The 14,645-nt window shown below is 40.6% G+C and carries 12 protein-coding genes; 8 read left to right on the top strand and 4 right to left on the bottom strand.

Annotation, left to right across the window (positions count from 1 at the left end):
- The first annotated feature begins 152 nt into the window (after nucleotides 1-152).
- From gcvH to Q4D72_RS00855, 5 genes are all read left to right on the top strand, one after another.
- Entirely contained in the window at nucleotides 153-533 is a 381-nt protein-coding gene (gcvH, locus tag Q4D72_RS00875; RefSeq protein ID WP_303075524.1) for a glycine cleavage system protein GcvH, read from the top strand.
- A gap of 61 nt (nucleotides 534-594) precedes the next feature.
- Nucleotides 595-918, top strand: a complete 324-nt coding sequence (locus Q4D72_RS00870) for a VanZ family protein (protein WP_368502021.1) — start codon at nucleotides 595-597, stop codon at nucleotides 916-918.
- A gap of 32 nt (nucleotides 919-950) precedes the next feature.
- On the top strand, nucleotides 951-1,673 hold the full coding sequence (locus Q4D72_RS00865; RefSeq protein ID WP_303075522.1) for an energy transducer TonB: 723 nt from the start codon (nucleotides 951-953) through the stop codon (nucleotides 1,671-1,673).
- A gap of 508 nt (nucleotides 1,674-2,181) precedes the next feature.
- Nucleotides 2,182-4,647, top strand: a complete 2,466-nt coding sequence (locus tag Q4D72_RS00860) for a hybrid sensor histidine kinase/response regulator (RefSeq protein WP_303075521.1) — start codon at nucleotides 2,182-2,184, stop codon at nucleotides 4,645-4,647.
- A 69-nt stretch (nucleotides 4,648-4,716) separates the two neighbouring features.
- Complete coding sequence (locus Q4D72_RS00855; protein ID WP_303075520.1) at nucleotides 4,717-5,295, top strand: porin family protein; 579 nt, start codon at nucleotides 4,717-4,719, stop codon at nucleotides 5,293-5,295.
- Between the two features lie 178 nt (nucleotides 5,296-5,473).
- Here the strand turns inward: Q4D72_RS00855 and asnS are convergent, their stop codons facing one another.
- Complete coding sequence (asnS, locus tag Q4D72_RS00850; RefSeq protein WP_303075519.1) at nucleotides 5,474-6,904, bottom strand: asparagine--tRNA ligase; 1,431 nt, start codon at nucleotides 6,902-6,904, stop codon at nucleotides 5,474-5,476.
- Nucleotides 6,905-7,088: 184 nt separating this feature from the next.
- Between asnS and Q4D72_RS00845 the strand changes: the two genes are divergently transcribed.
- The 3 genes from Q4D72_RS00845 to Q4D72_RS00835 all read left to right on the top strand — a co-directional run bounded on the left by Q4D72_RS00845 (nucleotide 7,089) and on the right by Q4D72_RS00835 (nucleotide 11,826).
- The gene (locus Q4D72_RS00845) at nucleotides 7,089-9,578 is read left to right on the top strand and encodes a zinc-dependent metalloprotease (protein ID WP_303075518.1); all 2,490 of its coding nucleotides are present in this window, start codon (nucleotides 7,089-7,091) and stop codon (nucleotides 9,576-9,578) included.
- A gap of 101 nt (nucleotides 9,579-9,679) precedes the next feature.
- Nucleotides 9,680-10,570, top strand: coding sequence for a helix-turn-helix domain-containing protein (locus tag Q4D72_RS00840; RefSeq protein ID WP_303075517.1), 891 nt, complete (start codon nucleotides 9,680-9,682; stop codon nucleotides 10,568-10,570).
- 200 nt (nucleotides 10,571-10,770) lie between these two features.
- Nucleotides 10,771-11,826 (top strand): pseudouridine synthase, encoded by a 1,056-nt coding sequence (locus tag Q4D72_RS00835; protein ID WP_303075516.1) that lies wholly within the window; start codon nucleotides 10,771-10,773, stop codon nucleotides 11,824-11,826.
- Between the two features lie 206 nt (nucleotides 11,827-12,032).
- Here the strand turns inward: Q4D72_RS00835 and Q4D72_RS00830 are convergent, their stop codons facing one another.
- From Q4D72_RS00830 to hemE, 3 genes are all read right to left on the bottom strand, one after another.
- Complete coding sequence (locus tag Q4D72_RS00830; RefSeq protein ID WP_303075515.1) at nucleotides 12,033-12,590, bottom strand: hypothetical protein; 558 nt, start codon at nucleotides 12,588-12,590, stop codon at nucleotides 12,033-12,035.
- Between the two features lie 140 nt (nucleotides 12,591-12,730).
- The gene (locus tag Q4D72_RS00825; RefSeq protein WP_303075592.1) at nucleotides 12,731-13,531 is read right to left on the bottom strand and encodes an RNA methyltransferase; all 801 of its coding nucleotides are present in this window, start codon (nucleotides 13,529-13,531) and stop codon (nucleotides 12,731-12,733) included.
- A complete protein-coding gene (hemE, locus tag Q4D72_RS00820; RefSeq protein WP_303075514.1) occupies nucleotides 13,531-14,553 on the bottom strand; it encodes a uroporphyrinogen decarboxylase in 1,023 nt (340 codons plus the stop codon). Before hemE ends, Q4D72_RS00825 begins: the two co-directional genes overlap by 1 nt.
- Nucleotides 14,554-14,645 lie beyond the last annotated feature (92 nt).

Here is a 14,645-nt window from a genome sequence, read left to right as displayed (position 1 = left end):
AAGAATCAAGAGCCTGAGATGCGCACTGCATCTCGGGTTTTTGTTTTTTTATTATGAATTTTAAGATTTTTTTTACAAATTCATTGCCGATAATTTTTTTCTTTCAAAAAAAAAACATACTTTTGGATTTTATTTAAAAGTAGTAAGAAATTATGAATATTCCATCAGAATTAAAGTACACAAAAGACCACGAATGGGTGCGTATCGAAGGTGAGTTTGCCTTTGTAGGTATTACCGATTTTGCACAACGCGAGTTGGGTGACATTGTTTATGTTGAGGTTGAAACACAAGGTGAAACCCTTGACAAAGAGGAAGTTTTTGGAACTGTTGAAGCGGTAAAGACCGTATCAGATTTGTTCTTGCCTCTCAGCGGCGAAATCGTAGCCTTTAACGAGGCGTTGGAGCAAGCCCCCGAAAAAGTAAACGCTGACCCTTACGGAGACGGCTGGATGGTTAAAGTGAAGTTCAGCGATGCCTCTGAAATAGATACACTGCTCAGTGTAGAACAATACAGAGAGTTGATAGGTGCTTAAAAAACACAAATTTACGATTTTGCTGGTACTATGGCTTGGCGTTGTAGTAACGTTGAGCCTAATGCCGGCAAATGAGGTTAGCGATTTGCCTCGCATACCCCATTTAGATAAATTAGCACATTTTACGTTCTATTTTGTGTTCACGATTTTGTTTTTTTTAACATTAAAATATGAATGTAAATATGTTAAAAAAGTAGTTTATTTTTACACTTTTTCATTTATTGCTGCTTTTTTGTTAGGAATTTCACTGGAAGTGTTGCAAAAAATAACAACTTCAACACGAAGTGGCGAATTTTTAGATGTTTTATTCAACACTTTTGGCACGGTTGTTGCTCTATTATTTGTGAAAATCATTGATAAAAAGCTTTTAATTAATGTTAAGTGAATGTTTAATAACCTTTTAAAAAGATTTAAGTTATGCAACCTAAAAAAAATCCAAAGGCAGATTTAACCAAAAGTAGCGGGTTATTTTTTGCCATCGGTTTTGCTTTAATTTCAGCCTTGTCGTATGCAGGCTTTGAAGCAAAAACGTACGATAAACAAATTGTTGACGATAGAAAGTCTGACGTTGACAAAAATTTAGATGAAGACGTGGAGGATATCGTAATGGAAACTCCCGAAATGCCACCACCGCCACCACCACCGCCGGCTGTTGTTGTTGAGGTAGAAGTTGTGGATAACGAAAAGGATATTAAAGAGGAAATTATCCAATCAACTGAAACGACCAAAGAAGAAGTTATTCAAGTAGCTGACATTAAAGAAGTAGAGGTAGAAGAAGAAGAGGTAGATGTTCCTTTTACCATTATTGAAGATAAACCGATGTTTGAGGCGTGTAAAAATATGTCAAAAGCAGAGCAAGAAAAATGCTTCAAACAAAGTTTGGATAACCACGTGAAGAAACATTTCAATTACCCGCCTTCAGCATTAGAGATGGGAATCCAAGGAAGGGTAAACGTGAGTTTCCGTATCAACAAAGATGGTTCAGTAACTATTGTAGGGGTTCGCGGACCCGATAAGTCTTTGGAAGCCGAGGCACGCCGAATCATCGAAAAACTACCGAAACTAATCCCCGGAAAACAACGCGGAAAACCAACTTCCGTAATGTTCTCTTATCCGATAGTATTTAGATTGAACAATTAAAAATAAAATTAAGAACCTCAATGTTGAGGTTCTTTTTTTTGCCCAACCTTTGGCAAAGTTTTGAACTCTGCCAAAGATTGGCGTGTTATCATTAATCAATACCATAGAGGCGAAACATTTTTATCTGTTATACAGGAGATAAATATAACCGACAAGAAATATTTCGCTCTTGTGTAATAAAAATAGTAAAAAAATCAAAATTTCGGCTTCTTTCTGTGTAAAAAGTAATGAAAATTCTGAAACGATAGGTGTTTTCTGATAAGAAAGTATTCGGAATTCTGAAATTCTAATGTATTTCCGTGTGGAAAGTTGAAAGAATTTCAGGATTCCGGTTTCTTTCCGTAAAGAAACGGCTAAAAAACTTCAAATGATGCACGAAATCTTTGGCAAAGTTTTGAACTCTGCCAAAGATGCCCAAACGGAAATATTTAGCGGGCTTGCTTCGGTTTTTCGTGAAAAAGCCTTATTTTTGTCGGTGGAATGAACGTTTATTCTTTCTTTAAAGCGTATGAAATCTCAGAAAATAACATTAAAAATCATTTTGGGGTATTCCTTGTTGATACTCACTTCGGCAACGGTTGCCATTATCACCTACGGGGAAATTCAGAAATTAACCACTTCGGAAGAAATTCATCAGATGAATCGCGGCAAAATGCTTCGAATCAATAAAATACTTACGCTTATTAACGAAGCGGAAAGTGCCGGAAAAATTGCCATTCGTTCTGATGACGAGCAGGCGCTTGGTTTCTTTTTGGAAAAGAACCGCATTTTGGAGGATAGTATCGCCAAGTTTCGCGAAAGTGTGTCATCAAGCAAGCATTTGCAAATGATTGATTCCGTGCAGATTTTGTTGCAACTCAAAAGTAAAAACCTGCAAGAGCTTAAAGAAATTCAGCGTAATGACAGTTCAACGATTATCATACGCAACGCCATCAAAAAACTTTCGAGTTTGGAGCCTTCATTGGGCTATTTTTTGCTGAATGACAATCTGGCTTCTGCCAAGGAAAAGGAGAAGACCGAACCGCGCTTGGATTCGGTCAGAGAGGCAAACCGCTCGGATATTCCGTCGATTTTAAACCGATACAAAGACATTAAAATTCCGCCAACGCGCAGTCAATCAAAGTTTGACGAAACCGTACTGGAAGCCTTGCGCCTGCTCAATCGGGTGCATAAAGAAACACTCAAACACGAGTACAAGCAAAACGAAAAGATACAAACCCTGTGGCATAACGACAACCGTATGTCGGAGAAACTCAACGACTTGCTCTCTAATTTTGAGGACGATTTTTTGGCAAGTTCACAAGAAATTAATCGCGAACGGCGCATTATTTTTGAAAAGAGTAAGACTTACCTGATTATTTCCTATATTTTTGCCATTATTATTACGATTTTCTTTTCGTTTGTGATTGTTCGTGACTTCTGGAAAATTCAAAAATACCGACACGAATTGGAGCGGGCAAACCTGAAAAGCAACCGCCTTTTGAAAAGCCGCGAGCAACTGGTCTCGATGGTGAGCCACGATTTGCGCACGCCGCTAAGTTCCATCATCGGGTACTCCGAGTTGTTGGGCAAGCAGGAAATCACCGAAAAGAGCAAGAATTACCTCTCGCACATTAAATATTCATCGGAATATATTCAGAAATTGGTTGACGAACTGCTTGATTACTCGAAACTTGAAGCGGGGAAGGTCAGCGTTGAAAAAGTACCGCTAAATATTGCCGAGATTATCCGCGAGGTTACCGATAACGTGCGGTCTATTCATAAAGCCAAGCCCATCGCGCTACGTGTGGAGGCATCGGAAGTGGTGCAGCAAAGTAAGTTTTCAAATGATTCGTATCGCATTAAGCAGATTCTTTACAATTTGATTTCCAATGCGTTTAAGTTTACCGAAGCGGGTGAAATCTGCATAGAAAGTCACGCGAAAGCCATTTCGGACAAAATCTATGAGATTGTCATTGCGGTTACCGACTCGGGCATCGGCATCAAAAAGGAGCATCAAGCGCATATTTTTGATGAGTTTACTCAGGCAAGCCTTGATGTATCAAAACGTTACGGCGGGTCGGGCTTGGGCTTGCACATTTCGCAAAAGCTGGCGCACTTGCTCAAAGGTAACATTACACTTGTGAGTGAAGAAAATGTGGGGAGTACCTTCACGCTGACGTTTGTTGCCGAAAAAGTGTCGGAAGCGCCGAAAGTGAGCGCCCCGCAGGTTACTTCCGAAAAAGCGCCCGAGCAGATAACCATTCTCGCCATTGACGATGATGCCACAATTTTGGGGCTGATTGAAGAACTTTTACAGCAGAAAAACATCAAAGTTTTTCCGTTTAATAACGGAAAGGAGGCTTTCTCGAAAATGAATTCGTTGGAGTTTGATATGGTTATTACTGACATTCAGCTTCCGGAAATGAATGGTTTTCACTTTGTTACGCTTTTCAATGAGAAGTACAAAAACAACCCGATTCCGGTGTTGGCAATTACCGGCAGGAAGGATGTTCCTGAGAGTTTTTACACTCAAAACGGATTTTCAGGGATTTTGTCGAAACCTTTTTCGCCACATCAATTCTATCAGAAACTGAATACTTTTTTTCCGCGAATTGAAGTAAGCCCCGATGTTGTTGAGCCTCTCCCAACCGAAAGCACGGCATATCAGCCCGAGGTGTTGGAGCAATTTATGGGCGATGATAAAGAGGGAATCATCGCTTTGTATCAGAGTTTTATCAGTGAAACACAAGATAATATCGCTCGGCTAAAACTCTATGCCACCACCCGAAATAACGACGAGGTCAGAGCCATAGCCCATAAAATGCTCAGTATGTTCGGACAAATAAATGCCCGACGCGAGGTGGATGTTTTAAACCACCTGAATCATATTTCAACCGAAAGTGTTTTGGAAATCATTCTAAAAATTGAAGAACTGGAAGATTTGTTTGTGCAAGAGTGCAAACCTGCCATTGAAGCCTATTGCAAATTGTGAAAAAATAGGGTTTCAGTCAAAATTGGTACGGTTATTGCTTCATACTTTGAAATTTTAATTTGTTTTATTATGAAAAAAACGATTTTATTTTTCGCAGCGATGCTGGGGCTACTACTGTTTCCGTCCGACGGATACTCGCAGGTGAGTTTGGGGGTAAAAGCCGGAGCCAATTTGGGTAAACTTGACGGAATTGCCTATGATAAGCAATTTAAATTGGGCTACCAACTGGGCGGCTTTGTAAGCGTGAATCTGTCAGATGATTTTGCTTTGCAGGGCGAGGTTTTGTTTGACCAAACCAACACCACCTTCCGTGATTCGTATGCTTCGGTTTGGGATGATAAGTTTAATAAGGGCAAGAAACTGAACTACTTAAATCTGCCCGTGCTGTTGAAGTACAATCCCGACGGATTTATTTCATTGCTTGCCGGTCCGCAGTTTGGTATTTTAACCAACAGCAACGACAACTTGTGGCAAAACGGAGAAAAACTCTTTAAAAATCCGGACTTTTCATTCGTTGCCGGCGCAGAAGTAAATCTCGGAATCTTTTTCGTTTACGGGCGTTATGTTTGGGGCTTTGCCAACATTAGTGACTTTGGAGCCGAAGCAAAAACACAACAAATACAAATAGGAGTCGGTTTAAAATTTTAGTTTTGAAATGAAAAAACCTCGGAAAGAAAAACCTTTACCGAGGTTTTTTTTGTGATTTTCGGTCTTTATCTAATCTCGGTAAAAAACGAGCCATAAAAAAAATCTGCCCAAAGAAAGAAATTTTCCTTTGGACAGAAAAAAATAAAAAAACAAATTGTATAACCCTCAAATTTAAGTGTTAAAACTCCGCGTTTTGCGGTGTTCTGGGGAATGGAATTACGTCGCGGATGTTGGTCATTCCGGTAGTGAAAAGCACCAGGCGCTCAAATCCGAGTCCGAAACCGCTGTGTACCGCCGTTCCGAATTTGCGTAAATCCAAGTACCACCAAAGTTCTTTCTCGTCGATGCCCATCGCTTTGATTTTTTCAACCAGCACCTCGTAACGCTCCTCACGTTGCGACCCGCCGACGATTTCTCCAATGCCGGGGAAGAGAATGTCCATCGCACGAACGGTTTTTCCGTCTTCGTTCAATCGCATATAAAACGCTTTGATTTTCGCCGGATAATCGAACAAAATCACCGGACATTGGAAGTGTTTTTCCACCAAATAACGCTCGTGTTCGCTTTGTAAATCAGCCCCCCATTCGTCGATAAGGTACTGGAATTTTTTCTTTTTATTATGGTTTGAATTTTTCAGAATATCAATGGCTTCGGTGTAGCTCACGCGTTTGAAGTCGTTGTTGATGACGAACTCCAATTTCTCGATAAGCGACATTGAACTGCGTTGGTTTTGCGGTTTGGTTTTTTCTTCCTCCAAGAAGCGTTTGTTCAAAAAATCAATGTCTTCACGGCAACGTTCAAGCGTGTATTTCAGCACGTATTTGATGAAATCTTCTGCCAAATCCATATTTCCGTCAAGGTCAAGGAACGCCACTTCGGGTTCAATCATCCAAAACTCAGCCAAGTGACGTGAAGTGTTGGAATTTTCGGCACGGAACGTAGGTCCGAACGTATAAATTTTACCCAAAGCCATCGCAAAGGTTTCGCCTTCAAGCTGCCCCGAAACGGTCAAATTGGTTTCTCTTCCGAAGAAATCTTTTTTGAAATCGACTTTGCCTTCGTCGGTAAGTGGCGGATTTTTAGCATCTAAGGTTGTTACGCGGAACATTTCGCCGGCACCTTCGGCATCGCTTCCGGTGATGATAGGCGTGTTCACGTAGAAAAATCCGTTTTGTTGGAAGTAATCGTGAATGGCAAACGCCAATGCCGACCGCACCCGCATAATCGCCCCGAAAACATTGGTACGCACCCGCAGATGGGCATTTTCGCGCAAAAATTCAAACGAGTGTTTTTTGGGCTGAATCGGATATTCTTCCGGATTGGAATCACCCAAAACGTTCACTTCCGTTGCTTGAATTTCAATGGATTGCCCTTTTCCTTGGCTTTCCACAACAACGCCTTTCACTTCAAGGGCGGCTCCGGTGGTGATGCGTTTTAGTAGGGCTTCGTCCGTTTTCTCGAAATCCACAACGATTTGTACGTTTTCAATGGTTGAACCGTCGTTCAATGCAATGAAACGGTTGCTTCGGAAGGTACGAACCCAGCCTTTTAAGGTTACTTCTTGCGCTATTTTTCCTTTGTTTAATATTTCTTTTATGCTGATATACATATATTTGCGTTTTATTCTCTTCTGTCGAAAAATGAAATGTTTTGCAAAGATACTAATTTTTGTTGAAACGAAATCAGAAAAACACGTTTTGTTGTTCAATTTTATGCTTTTTACGCCGAAAATCAACCAAAATTTCGTTACCTTTGCGGGAAAATTTATTTTCGTTACTTATAAACAATTTAATATGCGTAAATTTACATTCTACCTATTGGCTTTGCCTTTCTTTTTTACTGTAAATGAAGCAAATGCACAGCTCTTCAAAAGTAAAAAGAAGAAAGCCCAAATGGAGGCGGAGGCAAAGAAAAAAGCCGAAGCCGCCAAACCCAAAGGCTTCGATGCCATCATTCCGAAATCGGCAAAAACCTCGCAGGGGCTTTTCACGCTCCATCAAGTGAATGACAAGTTTTTCTATCAAATCCCCGATTCGCTTTTAGGGAAAGAAATGTTGATGGTTACCCGCATTTCAAAAACGGCTTCGGGTATCGGGTTTGGCGGTGAAGAAGCTAACAATCAGGTAATTCGATGGGAGAAAAAAGATAAAAAAATCTTGGTGCGAATGGTGTCGCATCGTGTGATTGCCAGCGATAGCCTTCCGATTTACGAAGCCGTTATCAATTCGAACGTAGAACCGATTTTGGCAAGTTTCGACATCAAAACGCGTGGAAAAGACAGCATTTCTTCCGTTATCGAAATAAACGAACTTTTTGACAAAGACGTAAAACCCTTCGGATTGACAGAACGTTACCGCAAGCAGTTCAAAGTAGGCGGTATCGACCCGAAACGCAGTTTTATCGAACGCATCAAAACCTTCCCGAAAAATGTGGAAGTACGCAGTATCAAAACCTATTACGCTTCGGAGGCTCCCGCTCATACCAGTCGCATTGCCGGAATTATTACGCTTGAAATCAACAATTCAATGATTTTACTTCCTGAAAACCCGATGAAACGCCGTTATTTTGACGAACGCGTAGGCTGGTTCACTTCCCAACAAACCGACTATGGGCTTCCCGTTCAGAAAACAAAATCTGTTACGTACCTTGACCGTTGGCGGTTGGAAGTCAAAGATGAAGACATCGAAAAATTCAAACGAGGCGAATTGGTAGAGCCTAAAAAGCCCATCGTTTATTACGTGGATAGAGCCACACCCAAAGAGTGGATTCCGTACATAAAACAAGGCATTGAAGACTGGCAAAAAGCCTTCGAGGAAGCCGGATTTAAGAACGCCATCATTGCCAAAGACCCGCCCACCAAAGAGGAAGACCCCGATTGGGACCCGGATGATATGCGTTATTCGGTGGTGCGTTACTTGGCTTCCCCCATACCCAACGCCAACGGTCCGCACATCAGCGACCCCCGTACGGGCGAGATTCTCAATGCCAACATCAATTGGTATCATAATGTGATGACCCTGCTCCGCAATTGGTTTTTTGTGCAAACGGCGGCCATCAATCCTGATGCGCAAAAGCCTGAATTTAAGACGGAAATTATGGGGCGACTCATTCGTTTTGTGTCTTCGCACGAAGTGGGACATACCCTCGGATTACCGCACAATATGGGAAGTAGTAGCGCCTATCCTGTTGATTCACTGCGTTCTGCATCGTTCACAAAAAAACACGGAACTGCTCCTTCTATTATGGATTATGCCCGATTTAATTACATCGCTCAGCCCGAAGACAAAGGCGTGGCGTTGATGCCCGAAATCGGGATTTATGACAAATACTCCATCGCTTGGGGATACCGCCCGATTTTGGATAAATCCGCCGAAGAAGAAAAAGAAACTCTGAATCAGTGGATTTTAAAACATGCAGGCGACCCGCTTTATCGATTTGGACATCAGCAAGTTAATCACATTGTAGACCCCAGCTCGCAATCCGAAGATTTGGGCGATGATGCGATGAAAGCTAGTACTTACGGAATTGCCAACCTCAAACGCATCGTTCCGAATTTAATCAAATGGACGAGCAAAGAGGGCGAAACTTACAACGATTTGAAAGACCTTTACGCACAAGTTTTGGGGCAATATCGCCTGTATATCGGACACGTAGCTGCCAATGTCGGAGGGGTTTATGAGCATTACAAAACCACTGACCAAGCGGGCGAGGTGTATGTGTATGTTCCGAAAGAAATTCAAAAACGTGCGGTTCAATTCCTTAATAATGAAGTTTTTAAAACGCCATCTTGGCTTATCAATCCTTCGATTATCAAACGTATTGAATATGAGGGAACTTTGGAGCGAATCAAAAACACGCAATCGGCAGGGCTTAGTCATTTGTTGAATATTGCTCGATTACACCGAGTGGTTGAAAATGAGGCACTTCACGGAGAAAAAGCCTACAAAATTACCGAACTGATGAACGACATTCGCAAAGGCGTTTGGACGGAACTCACAACAGGTTCAAAAATAGACGCTTACCGCCGAAACTTGCAACGGGCTCACGTAGAGCTTTTAGGGAATATACTACTGGAAACCAAACCATTGCCTTCGGCTCCTGCCAGTCCGTATTACAAAGGAACGCGAGCCAATGCCCATACGTCGGACATCAAAGCCGCGGTTCGTGCCGAACTTTCGCAAATCCGTTCGATGGCACGCTCGGCAGCTTCGGCAGATGCAATGACCAAAAACCATTTGAAAGACATCGCCGCCCGTATCGATAAATTATTTGAAACGAAGTGATTTTCAGTTTTATGGCATTTTTAAAGTAAAATGTCATAAAATTGACGTAACGCAATTCTGTGAAAAAAGTTGCTGGTATCGTATTTTTGTAGAAAAAAAGTATGGACATCGAAATTTTATCCCAACAGATTAAAGAATTGAGAAAAATCAAATGCCTTTCACAGGAAGAATTGGCTACGCAATCGGGCGTGTCATTACGAACGGTGCAACGGGTAGAAAATGCTGAACGCACACCTTCGGCAGAAACGCTGAAACGGATTTTGGGCATTTTAGGAACGACATACGAGCAACTCAAAAAACAACAGCATAGCCGACCTTTGCGGACGCTCAAAGGTGTTCGGGAATTTGTACATATATTTGATAATAAATTGATAATCAGTAAATCGATTAAAGAAAAAGATGTATTACAAAATTATAAAACATCGGTGGCGAATTTGATGGAGGCATTCGGATTTTTTATGATTTTCATACTTTCATCGGTAATATTAACCATTGTGCTTTACTTTTTGGAAGCGAAAACCGTTGCTGCTTTGCTGTTGGTTTTTACCATATTATGGATAATAATGATTCAGTTTTTGATTCCGTTTTCGTGGGGAATTCCTTACATTGACCGTCAGCACATTGTGGAGACAAAAATGGAAAAAACAGGAGTGGGATACGCCAATTTTTTAATCGCTTACCGAGAAGGAAATCATATTAAAGAAAGGTGTATTGTGTTTAAAATGGAAGATTTAAAATACATTCTTGAAGGTTTACGAGCTGAAAAATTACTTGATGAAAAACCCATAAAGTTGAATTTTGATAACATCGTGCCTTTTCTTCTTATTCCTGTTATGGTGCTGTTAATGAATAAATTTTCCGTAGAACTTATTGCAATGGCTATCTATTGGATTATTTCGATGTCTTATGTTATGATACGAGTTATAATAAAATTTGTGTCGTATCAGAAAAAACACGCAAGGCAATCGTTATCAGTTTCTTATGTAAGATAAAAAACGATGAAAATTTTGTTTCATTTTACTGAAATTGTCGGTTTTGTATAAAATCGGCAATTTCTTTTTCTATTTTTTCTGTAAAAAGCCGTTTTTGTCGTTTCAATATAGTATCTTTGCCCACTAGAAAGATTACAACTGCGACCTTCGTAAGATGACGGACGCGCTTTTAAGCATAAGAATAACAAATAGAGAAATTTATGGAAAACAGAAAATATTCTGACCGCGAAAATTCAAATTCGCAACGCAACACCTACAAGAAAAAAGCGTATTCAACCGGTAATTACAAAAAAAAGGAATACGCCCCTTCTGAAAATTCGTATAACAAGCCGAAAACGAGCGGTTTTAGAAAAAATACCGATAATCGTTTTTCTTCCGAAAAAACGGAAACAAACACCTACAAAAAGCCGTACAACCCTAATTTCAAAGAGAATTCCGGAAAGAAAAAAACATACAATTCTAATTTCTCAAAAAGTAATAACTATAAAAAACCGTTTGTTAAAAAGAATTTCTACAATACGGACGAAACTCCGAAAGTGGAAGCTACTGAAATTCGTCTTAATAAATATATTGCCGATGCCGGAATTTGCTCGCGTCGGAATGCTGATATCTATATTGCTGCCGGAAATGTGGAAGTAAACGGCGAGGTGATGACCACTTTGGGGTATCGCGTAAAACCCGGCGATGTTGTGAAATTCGATGGAAAAGTGCTTTCTTCCGAAAAGAAAGAATACATTTTACTTAACAAACCAAAAGGATTTATCACCACCACCAGCGACGAAAAAGGACGAAAAACCGTGATGGATTTGGTTGCCAACGCCACGAATGCCCGCATTTTGCCCGTCGGACGTTTAGACCGCCCCACAACCGGATTATTGTTGTTTACAAACGATGGCGAGCTTGCCAAAAAACTCACTCACCCTACTCACGGCGTACGGAAAATTTATCACGTAGCTCTTGATAAAAAGTTGGAATACAGAGATTTTTTAAAAATTGAAGAAGGCATTGAATTGGAAGACGGCTTCATTCAGGTTGATGAAATCAGCTACGTGAACGACAAGCCTAAAAATGAAATCGGGATAAAAATTCACAGCGGACGAAACCGCATTGTGCGTCGCATTTTTGAGCATTTGGGCTACAATGTAGAAAAGTTAGACCGTGTTGTTTTTGCCGGACTCACTAAAAAAGACTTGCCACGTGGGCATTGGCGACGACTTACGCAACAAGAAATCATCAATTTGAAAAACATAAAATAACAGAAAAAACTGCTTTGATGGCAGTTTTTAGTTTATAAATACGTGTTCCAAATGTATTTTTCATAATAAGAAGGTAAGATTGAGTTTGTAAAAAAATAGAATTAAACTATCCGAACAGGCTTATTTTAAGCGAAACAAAAACAACTTTTCAGTAGATAATTTTGATAAAACACAAAAAAAACTTTTCAGATAGCTTATTTTTTAATTTAGAAGAATTTTGACTTAATACCAATTCCAATCAACGGAATTATGTATTGATAATCTTTGAATTTATTGTCAGGCAATTCGTGGGAATCAAAATAATAGCTCATTCCCAAACTAATAAAAGGTTGAACCTTACCGTTAGCTAATGAATTAAAATAACATTGAAGCCCTGCTTTCCCTCTAAAAAATACCCAATCGGGGTCGGATTTTGCTGAGGGACTCAAATCACATACACTCAAAATTACATCAGCCCGAAGCGAAAGAGCCTCGTTTGAGTACAGCAATACGTTTGCGTTGAAGCCCAAACCAACAGAAACTCCTTTATGTTTTATATTGAGATCATCGTTAAAAACCATATACGAAACCGGCAATACCGCTCCTATTCTGAATTTTTCAGAAAATTCATATCCCCCAATAAAATCCAGGTCAAGGGCGGTCATAACATTGGTGTTTTTACTAAAATTAGAACCAAAACCCACTTCTATGCTTTCATAAAACCCTTTTTGTGCCTTGATAGTCAATGAAAATAACACAAAACACCATAAAAATACCTTCTTCATAAAAATCTATTTCCTATTGAAACAATAAAACTAAAAAGAAAGCGATGTAAAAAGTATGACATATCAAAAAAGAATATTTTGCTCAGCCTTATGATCTATACTCACTTCATCTATAATAAATTAAACTCTAAACAAAAACATCATTCCTTTCGTTGGCGTTTCGCTTCAAAAATCAGAACGGCGGCAGCAACCGATACGTTCATCGAGTCAATAACGCCTTCCATCGGGATAATGATATTTTGATGTGAATGTTGTAGCCATTCTTGCGTAAGTCCCTCATCTTCCGTACCTACCACAATCGCCGAAGCCTCTTTAAAAGTCGCTTCCGTGTAGGGTTTTGAAGCGGAAAGTGCCGCGCAGTATATTTTTATGTTTTTTTCTTTCAGAAAAGAAATTATTTCGGAAGTCGTTCCCATTCCCACCGAATTGGTAAAAACGCAACCCACGCTTGAACGGATAATATTTGGGTTGTACAAATCCGTTTTAGGATTGGCAATCAAAACTGCATCAACGCCTGCCGCATCAGCCGTACGTAACAAAGCCCCGATATTGCCCGGTTTTTCGGGAGCTTCGGCAACTAAAACCAATGGATTTTCTGATTTAAAACTCACATTTTCAAGTAAGTGCGATTTTGATTGGGCAAGGGCAATAACCCCCTCGGTGGAAGAGCGATAAGAAAGTTTTTCGTAAACTTCTTTTGAAATTCGCACTGTTTCCACGTTTTGTTTGTAAGCTGAAAGTAAGTCGTTTGTCTTTTCTTCCGAAAAAATATCTTCCTGAAAAAGAAGCATTTCCAAAGTATAATTTCCTTGAATGGCAAGCCCGACTTCACGTATGCCTTCAATGAGAAAAACGCCCTCTTTTTTGCGGTTTCGAGATTTTTCACGCAACAACATCAATCGCTTAACAAGCGGATTTTGCACACTGGTAATTGCCTTCATCATCGATACGATTTCACCGCCTCCACAAAGGCTTTCGCATTTTCAACAGGAATATTGGGCAAAATTCCGTGACCTAAATTCACCACGTATCGGTCTTTGCCGAAATTGTCAATCATTTCGTGTACCATTTTTTTGATTTCCGAGGGTGGGGAAAGCAATCGCGAAGGGTCGAAATTTCCTTGTAGCGTGATTTTTCCTCCCGTGAGTTCGCGGGCTATTTGCGGCGTGCAAGTCCAATCCACACCCAACGCTGAGGCTTTGGATTTCGCCATTTCGGGCAGTGCGAACCAGCAGCCTTTCCCGAAGACAATCACCTTGGTAAGCGGAGCCAAGGCTTCCACAATTTGGTTGATGTATTTCCACGAAAACTCCTGATAATCAACAGGTGAAAGCACACCGCCCCAGCTGTCGAAAATCTGAACGGCATTAACGCCTACTTTTACTTTTTCTTTCAGATATAAAATGGTCGTGTCCGTGATTTTTTGCAACAATCGGTGTGCGGTTTGCGGGTCGGTAAAGCATAACTCCTTGGCAATGTTGAAGTCACGCGAACCTTTGCCTTCCACCGCATAACAGAAAATCGTCCACGGCGAACCTGCAAACCCGATAAGCGGAACGCGATTGGCAAGCATTTCTTTGGTAAGTTTGATGCCGTCCATTACGTAGCCCAGCGTTTCGTGAATGTCAGGAACTATCACATTTTCAACATCTTTGGTAGAACGAATCGGATTGGGAAGCCACGGCCCCACACCCGATTTCATTTCCACTTCGATGTTCATCGCCTGCGGAACTACCAATATGTCCGAAAATAAAATAGCCGCATCAGTCCCCACAATATCAATGGGTTGCACAGTAATTTCCGCTGCCAGTTCAGGCACTCGGCAGCGCGTAAAAAAGTCGTATTTGTCGCGTAAAGCTCTGAATTCGGGCAAATAACGCCCCGCCTGACGCATCATCCACACCGGCGGACGCTCAACCACCTCGCCATTTAAGGCTCTTAAAAATAAATCGTTTTTTAACATAAAGTTAGGCAATAGGCAATAGGCAGTAGGCAACAATAAACTATTGCCTAATCACTATTCCCTAAAACAATTAAATTCCGTTAATAACTGTA

The organism is Capnocytophaga sp. (genome assembly GCF_030532915.1).
Classification (GTDB): Bacteria; Bacteroidota; Bacteroidia; order Flavobacteriales; family Flavobacteriaceae; genus Capnocytophaga.
Note: the sequence above shows the minus strand (reverse complement) of the source record. Positions and strands in the feature narration are given on the sequence as shown.

Coding starts and splice junctions, on each gene's coding strand:
- Q4D72_RS00870 (WP_368502021.1), top strand. CDS start 595: ATGCCGGCAAATGAGGTTAGCGATTTGCCTCGCATACCCCATTTAGAT.
- gcvH (WP_303075524.1), top strand. CDS start 153: ATGAATATTCCATCAGAATTAAAGTACACAAAAGACCACGAATGGGTG.
- Q4D72_RS00860 (WP_303075521.1), top strand. CDS start 2,182: ATGAAATCTCAGAAAATAACATTAAAAATCATTTTGGGGTATTCCTTG.
- Q4D72_RS00825 (WP_303075592.1), bottom strand. CDS start 13,531: ATGAAGGCAATTACCAGTGTGCAAAATCCGCTTGTTAAGCGATTGATG.
- Q4D72_RS00830 (WP_303075515.1), bottom strand. CDS start 12,590: ATGAAGAAGGTATTTTTATGGTGTTTTGTGTTATTTTCATTGACTATC.
- Q4D72_RS00840 (WP_303075517.1), top strand. CDS start 9,680: ATGGACATCGAAATTTTATCCCAACAGATTAAAGAATTGAGAAAAATC.
- asnS (WP_303075519.1), bottom strand. CDS start 6,904: ATGTATATCAGCATAAAAGAAATATTAAACAAAGGAAAAATAGCGCAA.
- hemE (WP_303075514.1), bottom strand. CDS start 14,553: ATGTTAAAAAACGATTTATTTTTAAGAGCCTTAAATGGCGAGGTGGTT.
- Q4D72_RS00835 (WP_303075516.1), top strand. CDS start 10,771: ATGGAAAACAGAAAATATTCTGACCGCGAAAATTCAAATTCGCAACGC.
- Q4D72_RS00845 (WP_303075518.1), top strand. CDS start 7,089: ATGCGTAAATTTACATTCTACCTATTGGCTTTGCCTTTCTTTTTTACT.
- Q4D72_RS00865 (WP_303075522.1), top strand. CDS start 951: ATGCAACCTAAAAAAAATCCAAAGGCAGATTTAACCAAAAGTAGCGGG.
- Q4D72_RS00855 (WP_303075520.1), top strand. CDS start 4,717: ATGAAAAAAACGATTTTATTTTTCGCAGCGATGCTGGGGCTACTACTG.